19 protein-coding genes and 1 tRNA gene are annotated in these 16,123 nt (G+C 63.2%); 3 read left to right on the top strand and 17 right to left on the bottom strand.

Annotation, left to right across the window (positions count from 1 at the left end; genetic code table 11):
• The first annotated feature begins 868 nt into the window (after positions 1-868).
• A tRNA-Ser gene (locus tag ML540_RS17175) sits at positions 869-962 on the top strand.
• Between the two features lie 215 nt (positions 963-1,177).
• A complete protein-coding gene (locus tag ML540_RS17170; RefSeq protein ID WP_243364370.1) occupies positions 1,178-4,045 on the top strand; it encodes an ATP-binding protein in 2,868 nt (955 codons plus the stop codon).
• A gap of 57 nt (positions 4,046-4,102) precedes the next feature.
• Here the strand turns inward: ML540_RS17170 and ML540_RS17165 are convergent, their stop codons facing one another.
• The 12 genes from ML540_RS17165 to ML540_RS17110 form a co-directional block, all read right to left on the bottom strand.
• Positions 4,103-4,507 carry a bacteriohemerythrin gene (locus ML540_RS17165; RefSeq protein WP_243364368.1) on the bottom strand — a complete coding sequence of 135 codons (405 nt, stop codon included), beginning with the start codon at positions 4,505-4,507 and terminating at the stop codon, positions 4,103-4,105.
• Positions 4,504-4,926: a hypothetical protein gene (locus ML540_RS17160; protein ID WP_243364357.1), complete on the bottom strand. Its 423-nt coding sequence runs from the start codon at positions 4,924-4,926 to the stop codon at positions 4,504-4,506. The genes ML540_RS17165 and ML540_RS17160 overlap by 4 nt, the downstream gene beginning before the upstream one ends.
• A gap of 141 nt (positions 4,927-5,067) precedes the next feature.
• The gene (ilvC, locus tag ML540_RS17155) at positions 5,068-6,060 is read right to left on the bottom strand and encodes a ketol-acid reductoisomerase (RefSeq protein WP_243364355.1); all 993 of its coding nucleotides are present in this window, start codon (positions 6,058-6,060) and stop codon (positions 5,068-5,070) included.
• A 289-nt stretch (positions 6,061-6,349) separates the two neighbouring features.
• Positions 6,350-6,829 (bottom strand): acetolactate synthase small subunit, encoded by a 480-nt coding sequence (ilvN, locus tag ML540_RS17150; protein ID WP_243364353.1) that lies wholly within the window; start codon positions 6,827-6,829, stop codon positions 6,350-6,352.
• Positions 6,830-6,839: 10 nt separating this feature from the next.
• Positions 6,840-8,540 (bottom strand): biosynthetic-type acetolactate synthase large subunit, encoded by a 1,701-nt coding sequence (ilvB, locus tag ML540_RS17145; protein WP_243364351.1) that lies wholly within the window; start codon positions 8,538-8,540, stop codon positions 6,840-6,842.
• A gap of 3 nt (positions 8,541-8,543) precedes the next feature.
• Positions 8,544-8,777 carry a DUF465 domain-containing protein gene (locus tag ML540_RS17140; protein WP_243364350.1) on the bottom strand — a complete coding sequence of 78 codons (234 nt, stop codon included), beginning with the start codon at positions 8,775-8,777 and terminating at the stop codon, positions 8,544-8,546.
• A 29-nt stretch (positions 8,778-8,806) separates the two neighbouring features.
• Positions 8,807-9,112: a DUF167 domain-containing protein gene (locus ML540_RS17135; RefSeq protein WP_243364348.1), complete on the bottom strand. Its 306-nt coding sequence runs from the start codon at positions 9,110-9,112 to the stop codon at positions 8,807-8,809.
• 3 nt (positions 9,113-9,115) lie between these two features.
• Positions 9,116-9,640 carry a DivIVA domain-containing protein gene (locus ML540_RS17130; protein WP_243364346.1) on the bottom strand — a complete coding sequence of 175 codons (525 nt, stop codon included), beginning with the start codon at positions 9,638-9,640 and terminating at the stop codon, positions 9,116-9,118.
• Between the two features lie 14 nt (positions 9,641-9,654).
• Positions 9,655-9,960: a YggT family protein gene (locus tag ML540_RS17125; protein ID WP_423747901.1), complete on the bottom strand. Its 306-nt coding sequence runs from the start codon at positions 9,958-9,960 to the stop codon at positions 9,655-9,657.
• 98 nt (positions 9,961-10,058) lie between these two features.
• Positions 10,059-10,721 (bottom strand): HAD family hydrolase, encoded by a 663-nt coding sequence (locus ML540_RS17120; protein WP_243364342.1) that lies wholly within the window; start codon positions 10,719-10,721, stop codon positions 10,059-10,061.
• Between the two features lie 2 nt (positions 10,722-10,723).
• The gene (locus tag ML540_RS17115; RefSeq protein WP_243364338.1) at positions 10,724-11,542 is read right to left on the bottom strand and encodes a hypothetical protein; all 819 of its coding nucleotides are present in this window, start codon (positions 11,540-11,542) and stop codon (positions 10,724-10,726) included.
• 11 nt (positions 11,543-11,553) lie between these two features.
• The gene (locus ML540_RS17110; protein ID WP_243364336.1) at positions 11,554-11,922 is read right to left on the bottom strand and encodes a hypothetical protein; all 369 of its coding nucleotides are present in this window, start codon (positions 11,920-11,922) and stop codon (positions 11,554-11,556) included.
• A gap of 72 nt (positions 11,923-11,994) precedes the next feature.
• Between ML540_RS17110 and tatA the strand changes: the two genes are divergently transcribed.
• Positions 11,995-12,180 carry a twin-arginine translocase TatA/TatE family subunit gene (tatA, locus tag ML540_RS17105; RefSeq protein WP_243364334.1) on the top strand — a complete coding sequence of 62 codons (186 nt, stop codon included), beginning with the start codon at positions 11,995-11,997 and terminating at the stop codon, positions 12,178-12,180.
• A gap of 119 nt (positions 12,181-12,299) precedes the next feature.
• On the opposite strand, the gene ML540_RS17100 is transcribed toward tatA, so the two are convergent.
• From ML540_RS17100 to rsmD, 5 genes are all read right to left on the bottom strand, one after another.
• Positions 12,300-12,872, bottom strand: a complete 573-nt coding sequence (locus tag ML540_RS17100) for a CDP-alcohol phosphatidyltransferase family protein (RefSeq protein WP_243364325.1) — start codon at positions 12,870-12,872, stop codon at positions 12,300-12,302.
• 15 nt (positions 12,873-12,887) lie between these two features.
• Positions 12,888-14,018, bottom strand: a complete 1,131-nt coding sequence (locus tag ML540_RS17095; protein WP_243364323.1) for an N-acetylmuramoyl-L-alanine amidase — start codon at positions 14,016-14,018, stop codon at positions 12,888-12,890.
• 138 nt (positions 14,019-14,156) lie between these two features.
• Positions 14,157-15,071 carry a tRNA (adenosine(37)-N6)-dimethylallyltransferase MiaA gene (gene miaA, locus ML540_RS17090; RefSeq protein ID WP_243364320.1) on the bottom strand — a complete coding sequence of 305 codons (915 nt, stop codon included), beginning with the start codon at positions 15,069-15,071 and terminating at the stop codon, positions 14,157-14,159.
• Positions 15,068-15,580, bottom strand: a complete 513-nt coding sequence (gene coaD, locus ML540_RS17085) for a pantetheine-phosphate adenylyltransferase (protein ID WP_243364318.1) — start codon at positions 15,578-15,580, stop codon at positions 15,068-15,070. Before coaD ends, miaA begins: the two co-directional genes overlap by 4 nt.
• The gene (rsmD, locus tag ML540_RS17080) at positions 15,526-16,122 is read right to left on the bottom strand and encodes a 16S rRNA (guanine(966)-N(2))-methyltransferase RsmD (RefSeq protein WP_243364316.1); all 597 of its coding nucleotides are present in this window, start codon (positions 16,120-16,122) and stop codon (positions 15,526-15,528) included. Before rsmD ends, coaD begins: the two co-directional genes overlap by 55 nt.
• Position 16,123 lies beyond the last annotated feature (1 nt).

Below are 16,123 nucleotides of genomic sequence, written 5' to 3'. Positions count from 1 at the left end.
GGAGCTATCTACCCCCACCCGGTCGCGGCGTCAACGACTTTTTTATCTGCCGTCAACCTTTTCTCCGCGCCCGCTCCGACCACCCTCTCGGGTTTCCGTCGCAGGCGGAGGGGCTAACTACCCGCCGACCGCCGTCAGGTCAACTCCTTTTTTTCAAAGTCGCTCACCTTTTTCCCGCCCCGGACTTTCACCCGGAACGGTCGGCGCCGCCAGGCGCTCTCCCTCTGCACTCAAGATCGATTGTGAAAGATCTCAACTACTTCCGCCGTCCCGAGACGTTGTCCCCGTCAGGCAGAAGGAGGCTTTTATGGGCACGAAGCCAAAACGTCAACGACTTTTTCGAACTTTTCGACAACTTCTTCATAACACCTCGAAAGTGCGACGAGTAATAATGCCCGGACGGACGGTGGAAGCGTGAGGAGCAGGATGCCTCCGGCCGCCAAAGGGACCAGTCCCTTTGGAATCCCCTCTCGCTTCGTCGCCTTCGATGCGGACGCGACCTGGACATCAGCGCGCAAAGCCGCGCATCATCCTGTATTAACTGTTCACTCTATCGCCGCTTGCGGCGATGGCGATCCGCCGATGTAAACACTTGCTTTGAAGCGCGGCATCGGCGGCACCCACGACGGCCGGCCAATCGGCCCCTTCTTCCCACCTGGACCGCCTCCCGACTCCCGCGAGGCAATAAGGTGTCCAGAGGGCGAAGCCCTTTGGCGGGTGGAGGGCAGCGCCCAGCCGGGGTGTTGGGCAGAGCCCCACCGTTCGAAGCGGTGGTCATCGGGTGGGCTGGAGCAATTTGATACGCGCTCATCAAAGAGCGCTTGCCAAGAGAACGGCTTTTTTCTAAGGTCCCCTTCCTTCACGGCGCGGAGAGGTACCGAAGTGGCCGTAACGGGCCCGACTCGAAATCGGGTTGTGGGCTAATAACCTGCACGTGGGTTCGAATCCCACCCTCTCCGCCATCACTCCCCTGCTCATCTGGATTCACAAGCCCTTTTGTTGGCTTTTTCTCATTTGCAAGCGGTGTGTTACGCACCGGCACTCACCGCTGCGGCCTTCTGTTTCCGCATAACGTCCCCCTTCTCATTCAGGCCTCGGAGCTTTACAAATTCTTCGGTCGTGATACACCAGCAGCAGATTTGCATTGTTCATTCAATGTCAAAATCGGACCTCACGTATGAGCAACACGAACCACCGCGTGCAGCATGAAGCGAACACCGCCCATAACTCCGGTTCCGAGCCGGATTTCAAGGCCATATTCGAGTCGGCCCCCGGCCTTTTCCTGGTTCTCGATACCAATCTTCGCATCGTGGCAGTGAGCGAGGCATACGCCAAAGCCACCATGACCCGCCAGGAAGACATCCTCGGCAAGGGCATCTTCGACGTCTTCCCGGACAACCCCGACGACCCGGCTGCGGAAGGTGTGCGGAACCTGAAGGCCTCCCTCAACCACGTTCTCCTCAGCCGCAAGCCAGACTCCATGGCGGTGCAGAAATACGACATCCGAAAGCCCGAGAGTGAGGGCGGCGGTTTCGAGGCACGCTACTGGAGCCCGTACAACTGCCCCGTGCTGCGTGCGGACGGGTCGCTCGCCAACATCATCCACCGCGTCGAGGACATCACCGACTTCATCCGGCTCAAGCAGCAGGGCGTTGAGCAGAACCGCATGACGGAAGAACTGCGAGAGCGCGCGCTCCAGATGGAGGCCGAGATATATTCCCGCGCCAAGGACGTGGCGGCTGCCAACACCCGCATCAAGCAGGCCAATGAGAAGATCACCCAGCTCTACGAGAAAACGCGCGAACTCGACGAACTCAAGTCCCATTTCTTCGCCAACGTCAGCCACGAGTTGCGCACGCCCCTGACCCTGGTTCTTGGCCCGCTGAGCAAAGTGCTGGCCGCCGGCGGTCTCCCAGAGGAAACCGCCCGCACCCTGGCCACCGCCCGCCGCAACGTCAACCTGCTCTACCGGCATGTGACCGACCTGCTCGACGTGGCCAAGCTCGAGGCCGGGCGAATGGACATGCGGTACGGCGAATGCGACCTTGCGCTGCTGGTGCGGCAGATGACGTCGCACTTCGAATCCTTCGCGGAGGAGATGGGCATAGCCCTCACTGTGGTCGCGCCCCGGAGCCTTTCCGCCCAGGTTGATCCCGGCAAATGTCAACGCATCCTCATCAACCTCCTGTCCAACGCGTTCAAGTTCACGCCGCCCGGAGGAACGATCTCCGTTTCCCTTGTCACCTCCGGCCAGTTCGCCGTCATCCGCGTCCAAGACAACGGACCCGGCGTGCCTCCGGACATGCGCGAGGCCGTGTTCGAGCGATTCCGTCAGGTCGAGGGCGACAGCGGACGCCGTTTCGGCGGCACCGGCCTCGGCCTGGCCATAGTCAAGGAATTCGCCGAAATGCATCTCGGCTCGGTCACGGTGGAAGACGGGCCCGACGCAGGGGCACTGTTCACCGTTTCCCTGCCCCTGACGGCGCCGCCCGGCACAGACATCCAGGACACCCCGGCCTTGCTGGACGAGATACTGGCCTTACAGGCGGTGGAGGAGCATCAGGCCCGCCTCGATTCCAGACCGGGCTGGCCGACGGAGTCCGCCTCAGGCCTTCCCCTTCTGTTGGTTGTCGAGGACAATCCGGACATGAACGCCTTCATTCGCGAGGCGTTGGAGCCCGCTTACCGCATAGCCAGCGCCTACGACGGCCGCGAAGGCCTGAACATGGCCCTGGAGCTGAAGCCCGACCTGATCATTTCCGATGTGATGATGCCCAGCTTCAGCGGCGAGTGGATGGTCGAGGAACTGCGCCGCCATCGGGAGCTGGACGACGTCCCGGTGGTCATGCTCAGCGCCAAGGCGGACGAAAGTCTCAGGATGAGGCTTTTGAGAGGCGCGGTTCAGGACTACATAACCAAGCCCTTCTCCTGCGAGGAACTCCTGGCAAGGATCGAGGGTCTCCTGCGGGACCGTAGCCGCCACCAGGCCGTCCTTCGAGAGAACCAGCAACGCTTCCAGGACACCTTCGAGCAGGCGGCCGTGGGTATCGCCCATGTTTCCGGCGAGGGCCGCTGGCTGCTCGTCAACGAGAGATTCCGCGACATCCTCGGATACGGCCCTGGCGAAGCTCTTCCGCCCATCTTCGAAGACATAACCTACCCGGATGACCGCCCTGACGGCTCAACGCTCTTCCGGCTGGTCCTTTCGGGAGCGGAAAGAGCAAGCATGGCGGACATACGGTTGCTGCGAAAGAGCGGCGACCCTGTGTGGACGGGGCTCACAGTCTCCCGGGCACGCGATGCGTCGGATAATCCCGATTACCTCATCTGCGTCGTGCAGGACATCCAGCGGCGCAAGCAAGCCGAAGCCGCAATCAGGCGCTCGCTTAAGGAAAAAGATCTGCTGCTCAAGGAGATACATCACCGGGTCAAGAACAACCTCCAGCTGATCAGCAGCCTCGTGTACCTGCAATCCGAGGCAGCCGCATCACCCGACGAGATGGACAGAGCCGAACGCCTTCAGGGCAGGATCAAATCAATGGCCCTGATACATGAGCAGCTCTACCGGGCCGGCAATTTCTCGGCCATAGACATGGGCGAGTACATCCGCGTGCTGGCTGGGCAGTTCTCCGCCGTTTTCCGGGGAAAATCCGGCCCGGTGCGCATACAGGTCGATGCGGCTCCCTTGCGGCTGGGAATCGACAAGGCCATCCCCTGCGGGCTGATGCTGAACGAACTGATCACCAACGCCTTCAAGCATGCCAACCCCAGCAGCCATGGCTGGGTGCTCGACATCTCGCTCAAGCGCGAGGACGGCATGGCCGTACTCGTGGTGCAGAACGATGGGATGTGCTTTCCGGAAGGATTCGACATCCGCGAGTCGGAAACTCTCGGATTCCAGTTGGTTACGGAGCTGGCTCGCCAGATTGGGGGGACGGTGTCCACTGCATGCACGCCCGGAGCACGGGTAGAGGTGCGCTTCTCCGGCGAAACGGGACAATCGGGCGAACGCAGGCGCGTCACGCCGGAGCCCGACAAGCCGTGACGGCCAGCCGCCTTGGGCGGCTGTGTCCGACGGTCCCGCGCTGGGTATCTTGCGGCGTCAGCCTTCGCCGCGCCAGGAGAAAAAGGCCCGGTCCTCCAGCTTGATGTGCTTCACCAGCCATTTCAGGAGGTACCTGAGCACGTCCAGCGAGGTCCATTCGCTGTCGATGAGGGCTTCTCCCTTGAACAGGGAGGTCTTCTGCATGAAATCAGCGTGCATGCTCCGATGGGCGTCGACGCCGGGCCATCCGGCCTGGAGCATGAGGTTCTCTTCTTCCTCGAAATGCGTGGCCGCATAGGCCACCATGCCTTGGAGGGCGTCCAGGACGCCCTGTCCGAATTCATCCCGGGTGATGCGCTCGTCGAGTTCCACGATCATGGTGAACAACGCGCGGTGCTGCTCGTCGATCTCCGGCACACCCAAGTCGAGAGACGGGTCCCAGCCATCGGGTGCGTTGATCATTTATGAGCCTTCCTGAGTTCCTTGATGAATTTCCCCACGTCCTTGTCGCCTTTGGCCTGTCGGGCCACCACCCAGATGCCCCAGAAAATGGGGATCTTCCGGTTGGCGGCGTCTTCGTAGAAGGTGTCCAGGCCGGTTGCTATCTGGGCGGTGGAAAGGTTGTCCAGATACTTGTCCGTTTGGCTCATGATGCTTTCGATCACGTCGGTGCACAGCGAATAGTTCTCGCGCACGACGATGTGGATGAGGCTTTCGGACAGGGCCATGCCGTCGAAAAAGCCCAGGATGATGTCGAGCTTCTCCGTCTCGGGGATGGTGCGCCAGTAATTCCCGTCGCGCTTGTCCTGAGCATGGACCTGGCCTGCGAGAACGGTCACGACCAGCACGGCCGCCATGAAAAGACGTAGATAAGCCGCCATGCCGGAACATGTCGGAGGCTTAGGGGATATGAGTAAAGCCATTGGTCGCCACCGGTGAAAAAGTCTTCTTCTCGACATCCTATAAAAAAAGGCCGTGGTCACGTCCAGGACCACGGCCTTTTTTTCAGGTATTCCTACCAATTATTTTTTCAGCCAGCTCATCATACCGCGCAGCTTGCCGCCGACTTCCTCGATCTGGTGGTCAGCGTTGACGCGACGCAGGGCCAGGAAGTGGGCGCGGCCGCCGGCGCGGTTCTCGGTGATGAAATCCCTGGCGAACTCGCCCTGCTGGATCTCCTTGAGAATCTTGGCCATCTCCTTGCGGGTCTCATCGGTGATGATGCGGGGCCCGCGGGTGTAATCGCCGTACTCGGCGGTATCGGAGATGGAGTAGCGCATCTTGGCCAAGCCGCCCTCGTAGATCAGGTCCACGATGAGCTTGAGCTCGTGCAGGCACTCGAAGTAGGCGATCTCAGGCTGGTATCCGGCGTTGACCAGGGTCTCGAAGCCGGCCTTGATCAGCTCGGACACGCCGCCGCACAGCACGACCTGCTCGCCGAAGAGGTCGGTTTCGGTCTCTTCCTTAAAGGTGGTCTGCAGCACGCCGGAACGGGTGCCGCCGACGCCCTTGGCGTAGGCCAGGGCGATCTGGAGGGCCTTGCCGGAGGCGTCCTGGTGGACGGCCACGATGCAGGGCACGCCGGAGCCTTCGGTGTAGACGCGGCGCACCATGTGGCCGGGGCCCTTGGGGGCGACCATGATCACGTCCACGCCTTCGGGAGCGACGATCTGGTTGAAATGGATGTTGAAGCCGTGGCCGAAGGCCAGGACATTGCCGGGCTTCAGATTGGGCTTGATGCACTCGTTGTAGAGATCGGCCTGGTACTGGTCCTGCACCAGGATCATGATGACGTCGGCGGCGGCGGAAGCCTTGGCGGCGTCCATGGGCTCGAAGCCGTGCTCCTTGGCCAGCTTCCAGTTGGGGCCGCCTTCGCGCTGGCCGATGACCACCTTCACGCCGGAGTCGCGCAGGTTCTGGGCATGGGCGTGTCCCTGGGAACCATAGCCGATGATGGCAACGGTCTTGTCTTTCAGAAGGGAGAGGTCGGCGTCGGCATCATAGAAAACTTTCATTGAGGGGGCTCCTTATGTGCCTCACTGGGAGGTGGTAGCTGTAATCGTGGGACGATGAGATTAGACAAAATCCGTCAATATGGCAAGTAAACGGGAGCCCGCCTCAGGCGGGCTCCCGTTCACGGCATTGATTCACGCGCGGGTATCCCCGATAGGGATCCCAAAGGGCGCGCCAATTTCGCAGGAGAGCGAAATTGGGCGCTGCTTGCAGCGCCCGTAGGGCGAGGGCCAGGATGGCCCGAGTCAAGTCTTTGGCCGCCGGAGGCTTTCCCCCAGCATCCCCCCCGCCCTACTGCATGCTTCTCCTCATGGCCACCGCTCCGGTACGGGCGGTCTCCTTGATGCCGAAGCGCTGCATGAGGTTGATGAGCGCGGTGAGCTTGTCCTGGGTGCCGGTCACTTCGATGGTGAGTTCGTCGAAGCCCACGTCCACCACCTTGCAGCGGAACACGTCCACGATGCGCAGGATCTCAGCCCGCTTGCCCTCCTCGGCCGCGACCTTGAGGAGCATCATTTCGCGCTCGACGTTCTTCACCTCGGTCAGGTCCACCACCTTGATCACCGTGACCAGCTTGCGTAGCTGTTTGATGATCTGCTCGATGATCTGCTCATCGCCGATGGTGGTGATGGTCATGATGGACACCCCGTCTTCCAGGGTGGGGGCCACGTTGAGGGTTTCGATGTTGAATCCCCTGCCGGAGAAGAGCCCGGAAACGCGCGAGAGGACGCCCGGTTCGTTTTCCACGAGAACGGAGAGAATGTGGCGCACGGCGTCCTCCTTAGACCAGGATCATTTCGGTGATGGATTTGCCGGCGGGGACCATGGGGTACACGTTCTCTTCCGGGTCCACGACCACTTCCACGATGCAGGCTTTGGGGGTGGCGAAAGCCTTCTTCAGCGTGGCGTCCAGGTCCTTGGCTTCCGTGACCCTGAAGCCGGCCGCGCCGTAGGCTTCGGCCAGCTTGACGAAGTCCGGGGCCACGTCCAGGCAGGTGCTGCAATAGTTCTTGTCGTAGAAGAGCTCCTGCCACTGGCGGACCATGCCCAGGTAGCCGTTGTTCAGGATGACGATCTTCACGGGCAGGTTGTAGCACACTGCGGTGGCCAACTCCTGGATGCACATCTGGATGGAGCCGTCGCCCGCCACGTCGATGACCAGCTTTTCCGGGAAGGCCGCCTGCGCGCCGATGGCGGCGGGGAAGCCGAAGCCCATGGTGCCGAGCCCACCGGAGGTCAGGAGCGTGCGGGGCTTCTTGTAGTTGAAGAACTGGGCGGCCCACATCTGGTTCTGGCCCACCTCGGTGGAGATGATGCAGTCGCCCTTGGTGATCTTGTAGATGGCCTCCACCACGGACTGGGGCTTGATGGGGCCTCCCTTGGCGGCGGGCTTGTACTTGAGGGGATGCTTGGTCTTCCACTCGGTGATCTGGGCCAGCCACTTGTCCTTGGGGACGCAGGCGTCCTTCTGCTGGGCCACGTCGGCCATCTCCCGGTTCAGAGCCTCCATGAAGAGGCGGCAGTCGGCCACGATGGGCACGTCCACGCGCACGTTCTTCTGGATGGAGGTGGGATCGATGTCGATGTGGACCATAGTGGCCTTGCTGGCGAATTCGGAAAGCTTGCCGGTGACGCGGTCGTCGAAGCGCGCTCCCACGGCCAGAATGAGGTCCGCATTGGAAATGGAGTGGTTGGCGGCGAAGGTGCCGTGCATGCCGAGCATGCCCAGCCACAGGGGGTCGTCGCCGGGGAAGCAGCCCAGGCCCATGAGGGTGGCCGTCACGGGAATGTTGTAGGTCTGTGCCAGCTTGGTCAGGTCCTTGGAGGCGCTGGAGCTTATCACGCCGCCGCCCGCGTAGATGACCGGATGCTTGGCCTTGCACAGAAGCTCGGCCACCTTGCGCACCTGCTTGACGTTGGGGTCGTAGTGCGGGTTGTAGCCGCGCAGGGCCACCTTCTTGGGGTAGTTGAACACACAGCGCTGCTGCTGCACGTCCTTGGGCAGGTCCACGAGCACAGGGCCGGGCCGTCCGGACTGGGCCAGGAAGAAGGCTTCCTTGATGGTCTTGGCGAGCTTGGTGATGTCCTTCACCAGGTAATTATGCTTGGTGCAGGGACGGGTGATGCCAACGATGTCCACTTCCTGGAAAGCGTCGTTGCCGATGAGCGGCGTCGGGACCTGCCCGGTGATGATCACCACGGGGATGGAGTCCATGTAGGCGGTGGCGATGCCGGTCACGGTATTGGTGGCGCCGGGGCCCGACGTTACCAGGCATACCCCTACCTTGCCCGTGGCGCGCGCGTAGCCGTCGGCCATGTGGATGGCGCCTTGCTCGTGGCGTACCAGAACGTGCTTGAGGTTGGGATAATTGGGAATCTGGTGATAGATGTCTATCACCGCGCCTCCTGGGAAGCCAAAGATAACGTCAACTCCCTCGCGTCCCAGGGACTCGAGGAGAATTTGGGCCCCGGTCAGTTCCATGATCTAGTTCGCCTCCGCCTTGCGGTAGTTTTGCAGAATGCCTTGCATGCGCGTCTTGCCGGCCAGCTTCTTCTTCTTGAGCTCCTTGACCTCAAGATCCTCGGTAGGATTCAGATAAGGCTTGCTCTCAAGTTTATCGATCAATTTGCCGAAGGCCACGTGCTCATCATAGAGCGCCCTGAGTTCCACGTCCGAATCAACGAGCTTGTTGATGAGCTCCAGATCGCGACTGTCCATGGCCGTTGCCTCCTGTTGAGGTTGGTACCCTATCTTGTGGCCTCATCCAGTACGCGCCAGTCGGGCTCGTAACCCGCCTGAACGCGGATCGTCTTGCGTCTGCTCGTCTGCCCGGCCGAAAGCGTCATGGCGCTCCGCGGCAGCCCCAGGAGCTTGGCCAGAAACGCCACCAGGGCCTCGTTGGCCTTGTTCTCCAGGGCCTGGGCCTTGAGCTTCACCTTGAGCCTGCCGTCGGCCACCCCGGCGGTCGCGTCGCGCTTGGCCCCGGGCTGCACCCAGACCAGCAGGCGAAGCGATCCGTCCTTGGCGGCCTCCGCATAGGGCGGCAGGCCCACGGGCTATTCCCGCCCCTCAGACCCGTCGGCGAAGATGAAATCCCCGCCGGGGCCACCGGCCGCCTGAGTCCCGGAGGACTCGAGCAGCCTGAAATGATCTTCCAGAATTTTGCGCAGCTCCTGTTCGAAGGCTTCCCGCTGGGAGCGCAGGTCTGCGATCTCCTCGAAAATACGCGCCTTGACCAGGTTGGCATCGGCCACGATGCGTCCTCCCTCTATCCTGGCGTCATCCAGGATACGCGAGGCTTCGCGGCGCGCGTTCTCATGGATTTCCACCACGATCTTGCGCCCGGCGGCCAGGGTTCCACGGATATCGGCGGGGGGTTGCGAGAGGGCCGGTTCAGGGGCGCGGCCGGGCTGGGAGCGCTCAAGCTCGTCGAGCCGTTCGAGGAGCCTGCGGTTCTCGTCGGCTGCCTCGCCCAGAGCCTCGGCGGCGTCGTGCATGACCAGGTCTACCTCATCAGGACAGTACCCGCGCATGCAGCGGTTGAATTTCTTTCCCAGAAGGTCGATCTTGGAGATCGTCACGGCCTCTATCCCGGTTAACGCATCATGAACGCCAATTGGATCAACGACTCGACGATGAACACCTGGCCGATGAACTGCAAGGCCAGAATGACCACGATGGGGGACAGGTCCATGCCGCCTACCATCACGAACGGCATCAAGCGGCGTACCCGGTAGAGCACGGGCTCGGTGACCGAGTACAGGAAGCGGATGACCGGATGATAGGGATCGGGCCGCACCCAGGAGACGACGGCCGCTATGATGATGATCCACTTGTAGGCGCCGAAGACGAAATCCAGAATCAACGCGATAGTCTTGAGGAGTGGTCCCACAAAAGGCATGTTTTTCCTCGTAGTTACGTTCTACACCGAATATTCCACGGTGAGTTCAGACTCTCACACGCCCCCGCGCAAATCAAGGGCTTTTCTCCCGGACGAAGCTACCTGTCGGACAGGAACTCCTTGCGCAGGCTCTCGAAGCTCGAAATGTGCGCCCTGGCCGCGAGCCTGGGGTTCTTGTAGGCCCAGAAGGCCACCCCGGCGGCGCGCGCGGTCTGTTCGTCCACCCCGGAGTCTCCGATGTAGGCCACCTCGTGGCGGGTCAGGTTCCAATCCTTGAGGATGCGGTGCACCCCCTCGGGGTTGGGCTTGGGATGGCTGACCTTGGCCGCCGTGACCACCGGCGAGAAGAAATGCGTCAGGTCGAAGGTCTCCAGGAGCATCTCCATGGAATCGGTGCGGTTGGTGTTCACCGCCAGCAGGAGGCCCAGCGTTCTGAGATCTTTGAGCAGGTCCACCAGCCCCTCCTCCAGGAAGGTGAAGGGCATGATCTCCTCGACGTAGTCGATCTCGCGGCGCGCCGCCTCGGCCTCGGCCAGGCGCTCCACCGGAATGATGTGGGCGATGGAGGGGATCACGGCGTGGGCGTGGACGAAGTCTTCCTCGTCGGGGGTCATGGGAAGCAGGCCCAGCTTGCGCCGGATGGTGTTGTAATACATCCGGTTGGCGTCCTTGGAGTCCACCAGGACACCGTCGCAGTCGAATATCACGCCCTTGACGCCCTCCAGGAAGCTGCCCGGGGCGACGTGGTAAATCTTAGGCATGGCTAGTCTCCGGCCGCAGCCACGACCAGGCGTGGCAGGTCGAGCCAGGGTTTGGATGGATCGGGCCTCTTGGACAGGCACAACAGATGCCCCGGGGCCACGGCTTCGCGCCAACTTCCCGTAAGTCCGAAACGGGCCAGGGTCGCGTCCGAGGCGGCGGCAAACGTTACCCCGTACTCCTCCCAGTCGGCGATCACGGCTGGGTCAGCGCAGAAAAGTCCTGCTTTCTCGGGCAGGAAGGCCAACACCGAGGCCAGCAGCAACGGCACGGGCACCCTGGGGCCGCCGGGAACCAGGTCCGGCTTGGCCCCGGTCAGGGCCGCGGCTTCACCCTCAAGGGTGTCGTCCTCCTCCAGGCCCAGGCTCTGCTCGAACACGGCCCACTGCCCGTCCAGCTTTTCCTCGAGACCGGCCAGCTCGAGCGACACGCCCTCCAGCGCCCAGGCCAGGCACAGCTCTGTCTGGGCCTTGGACAGCGCCTTGCGGGCGTCCTCCCCCGCTTTGGTTCCGGACTGCTCCGCCCGGATCTCGTCGCGCATGGCGAAACTGGTGCCGGAGTGGAAATCCTCGTAGATGCCCGAGGCAAAGGCGGAGATGTCACCCAGCCTCTTGGACTCGCGGGCCAGTTGGGCGAACTGGGCCAGCATGGCGGAGGCCACGGCCTCGCCCATGGGCAGATTGCCCGGCCTGAAAAATACCCCGGCCTCGCCCTGGACCGGCAGCCCCGGATTCAGGAAACGCACGCCCTGAGGCGTGCCGGAAGTGGTTTCGGGATGCAGGGCGGGGACATTGACCAGAAAATCGTCGGAAGTAAGGCTCATGTGTCGTGCCGTCACCGGGGTTTGTGGGTGTAATTGGAACAGCATCCGCCGCATTGCGGCAAAAGCGGCACGCAGATGTCCTCCAGGCAGTGAACGCAGCCTGGAAACACATTCATATCACCGGGTTCGTGCCCCTGACAACCCGTATCCTCCCGGTACAGTTCCCGGAACCGCTTCTCCCAGATGTCCGTAGCCTTGAGTTCGTCCAGTCCGAAGGCGTCCGCCTGGTTCAGGAAGGAGTCATAGAGCTCCTGCAGCTTCGTGATGACCCGGCAGCGGTACTCTCCGTGATACCCCGGATTGAGGTGCTCCTCGTACAGGCAGCGTCCCTGGATGAAATGCCGGCAGCCGGTGGCCGGCAACCTGAGGATCTGGCTCATGCCGCCTGCCCGCCTTGACCGGCCATCCGGCGCATTGTAGCCTCGAAACAATACATCCACCGGAGGCAGACCATGTTCGGACTGGGTTTCTGGGAGCTCACGCTCATACTCGCCATCATTCTGCTCCTCTTCGGCGGCAGCAAGCTCCCCGGACTCGGCCGGGGCCTGGGTAAGGCCATCAAGGATTTCAGGGGTTCGCTTTCCGAATCCGGAGAAGACGCCTCGCGCAAGGATGAAAACAAGAAGGACAAATCCTAGATTCGCGTTTCCAGACGGTTTGAACAACCAAGCCGGAGAAACCTCCGGCGGCCAAGGGGACTTCGTCCCCTTGCAACCCCATCTCTTTTACGCCTCGGGACGGGCTTCGCGGCCTCCAATCAACCCGGAGCGTCTGCGTTGGTGAACAGGGCCAGCCCCTTGACCACGTAATGCCCCCCCGAGGCAAGCGTCAGTCCGGCCGTGGCCCAGGCCAGCGCGTCCAAGGCCAGTCCGCCGGCCCCGCCGGACATGCCGCTGATGAAGGCAGCCAGGACCATGGCCATCTGGAAGAGCGTGGTAGCCTTGCTCACAAGGCTCGGCCGTATGCTCGCGCGCATGTCGCGCCCCCAGAAGGTCAAAAGCGCCACTCCCCCCAGGATGATCACGTCACGGCTCACCACCGCCACCGCCAGCCAGTTGGATATCCACCCCTCGTGGCCCAGGCAGACGAAAGCCGTGTCCAGGAGGATCTTGTCCGCCAACGGGTCCAGTACCGCCCCCAGCGGCGAACGCTGGTTGAGCACGCGGGCCAGGAAGCCGTCAAGGGCGTCCGTGATCCCGGCCAGAAAGAAAATGGAGAGCGCGGCCAGATAGCCGCCGTCCAGAAAAAGCGTCACGAAGAGCGGCGTGGCCAGGATGCGCGCCACGGTGAGAACATTGGGTATGGTCCAGTTGCTTGAGCCTGACACCATAGGACTTTGAAAACCTCATCCCAGGCTTCGAGTCAAGGCTTTCCCCAGCGATCGCGCCAGCACATCCAGGAATTCCCCGCTCGCCAGCGCCGCCTCCTCTCCCGGATTGGAGAGGAACCCCGACTCGATGAGCACCGCCGGACGCCCCGCGTTCTGGAGCACCTTGAGCGGCGCGCCGCACAGCCGGACGCCATTCAGCGGCTTCACGGACTCGAACCCGGAAGCGATGCGTTCCGCCGCGTCCCGTGACAACGAGGCCAGCCGCCTGGCCTGCCAGGAGGCCACCAGTTCCATCTGGGACATGCCCGCAGGCGTAAGCGGAGCCTGGACGCGCTCGAAACGGGTCACGCCGTTCTCGAACTCCGCCACGGCCGCCGCCTGGGCGTCGGACGGCTCGGGAGCGTAGGTGTACAGCTCCACGCCGCCCCGCCCGGGCACGGCCCCAGAGCAGTGCAGCGACACGAACAGGTCCGCCCCGAAAAGCGCCGCCATGGCCGACCGGGTCCACAGGGGAGCCGAGAAGTCCGCCTCGCGCGTGAGGACAGCCTTGGCGCCTCCCCCGCTCTCCTCCTCCACGACGGCGGCCACGCGCCGGGCCAGGTCCAGGGCCACGGCCTTTTCGGCCAGCCCGGATGCACCGGTCACGCCCTTATCCGCTCCGCCGTGCCCGGGATCGATCAGAATCAGGCGCTTTCCCGGAACCTTGCCGGTTTTGGCGAAAGCGTCCATCTCGGCCTTGGCGTCCTCCTCCATCTGGGAGGCGCGTTTGTGCTTCGAGGGACGCGGCTCGTCCCCTGAAACAGGAGGGGGCGGGAGCGGGCGTTGCGACAGGACGTCCAGCATCATGCGGGCGTAGCCGTCGCCCGGATCGATGCGCAGGGCCATGCGGAAGCTCTCCGCCGCTTGATGGAATTGCCCGGCTGCGTACGCGGCCCGCCCCATGAGGTTGAACACCCACGGATTGGACGGGTCGAGCTTGGCCGCCTCCTTGAGCGTGGACAATGCCTCGGCGGGCTTGCCCGAGAGAAGCAGCTCGTGGCCCTTGGAGGCCAGTTCCTGCCCCTTGTCCTGGGCCGCGAAGACAGGACGGGCGGCCAGGCCCAGGCAGGCGGAGGAAAGAAGGGTCAGGGCGGTGCGGCGGTTCATTGAGGCATCTTTATCATGGCATGCGGCATGGTGTCAGGGGAAGAAGCCTCCGGCGGCCAAAGGGACCAGTCCCTTTGGAATCCCCTACAGCTTCGCGGGGAACGGACTGGCCGGATGGCTTGGCGCGAACGGGACAAGTCATTCAGCCAGCCATTTCCGGGCCAAGGCGACCAACGCCCCGGCCTGGCCCGGGCCGAACCAATGCACGTCCGGCTCCTTCTTGAACCAGGTCATCTGGCGCTTGGCGTAGGCCTTGGTATTGGAAAGCCACAATGCGCACGCCTCGTCCAGGGAAATTTCGCCGCGAAGGTGCGCGGCCAGTTCCGCGCAGCCGATGCCGGAGAGCCCGGGCGCGCTCGCATCCGGGCAGGCACGCATGGCCTGGCGGATCTCGTCCAGGGCCCCGGCGGCCAGCATGGCCTCGATGCGCAGGGCCAGGCGGCGGTCCAGGACCTGCTTGTCCATGCGGATGCCCATCTTGAGGCAGGGCACGTCCAGGACCTTGGCCGTGGCGGCGTGCCATTGGGTGAAGCTCCGGCCGGTGGCGGCGTGGACCTCCAGGGCGCGGGTGACGCGCTGGCGGTCGTTGGGATGCACCTTGGCCGCGTAGTCGGGGTCCACCTGGCGCAGGGCGTCGTGCATGGCTAACCCGCCAAGCTCGTCCCAATCGGCGAAGACCTTGGCCCGAACGGATTCGGGAACATCGGGGATGGGAGCCAGCCCGTCCAGGAGCGCGCGCAGGTACAGCCCCGTCCCCCCCACCAGGATGGGGGTCATGCCCTTGGCCATGATGTCCTGGACCACGGGCGCAGCCATCTCCGCGAAAGCACCGGCCGAGACGGTTTCCGAGCATTCCAGGAAACCATAGAGCAGGTGCGGAAAGCGGGCCTGTTCCTCGGGCGAGGGCTGGGCCGTGGTGACGGGAATCGCCCTGTAGACCTGGCGGGAGTCGAAATTGACCACCACGCCCCGGAACTCCTCGGCCAGGGCCAGCGACGCCTCGGTCTTGCCCGCCCCGGTTGGACCCAGCACGCACAGGGCCTTGCGGCTCATTTATTTCTGCCGTTGGGGGGGCCGAAGCGTTCCTGGAGGCGGCGCATGACCTGCACGGGCACGAGCCCTTCGTAGTCACCGCCCGCCTTGGCCACTTCCTTGACGATGGTGGAGCTGATGTAGAGCCACTTGAAGTCGGTCATGAGGAAGACGCTTTCGATGTCCTTGTTCATGCGGCGGTTCATGAGGGCCATCTGGAATTCGTGATCGAAATCCGAGACGGCGCGCATGCCGCGCAGGATGACGCTGGCTCCACGCTCGGCCACGTAGTCCACCAGCAGGCCGTGGAAGGGCTCGACGCTTATGCGCGGCTCGTTGACAAAGACCTCGCGGATCATGTCCACGCGTTCCTCCAGGCTGAACAGGGGCTGCTTGGGCGTCTGCTCGGCCACGGCCACGACGATATGATCGAAGACCTTGAGCGCGCGGCGCACGAGGCTGCGGTGGCCCATGGTCAGGGGATCGAAGGTTCCTGGGTAGACGGCTGTCCGGGGTTGCGGTGTGTCCATATGAGTATCCTGGTTTGTCCGTAGAGTCGGTCCGTCTCCAGTTCGAGGGAGTCGGGCCAGGTGTCGATGACAAGGTCTTTTTCCACTTCGGCCACGAGGAACGCCTCCTCGCCCAGCCAGCGGTTCTTGGCGAGCAGTTCCAGCACCGGCAGGAACAGGTCCCGTCCGTAGGGCGGATCCACGAAAACGAGGCCGAAGGGCTCACGGGGAGCCTTGGCCAGAAGCTTCAGGGCGTCCGAGGGAGCGGCCGCGTAGGCTCTGGGCGAAAGGCTCAGCAGGCGCGCGTTGTCGGCGATGCGCCGGGCCAGTGTCTTGTTGGCCTCCACGAACTGGGCGAAGGCCGCGCCGCGGCTCAAGCACTCGAAGCCGAGGCTTCCGGTGCCCGCGAACACGTCGAGCACCCGCAGGCCGGGAAGATCGAGCCCGCGCGCGGCGAGCATGTTGAAGAGCGCCTCGCGCACCTTGGCCATGGCCGGGCGGCAGCCGTCGCCCGAAAGCGTGGGCAGGTCGCGCCCCTTGTAAATTCCTCCGAGTATGCGCATG

This window comes from Fundidesulfovibrio terrae, from assembly GCF_022808915.1.
Taxonomy (GTDB): domain Bacteria; phylum Desulfobacterota; class Desulfovibrionia; order Desulfovibrionales; family Desulfovibrionaceae; genus Fundidesulfovibrio; species Fundidesulfovibrio terrae.
This window is presented reverse-complemented; position numbering and strand designations above follow the sequence as displayed.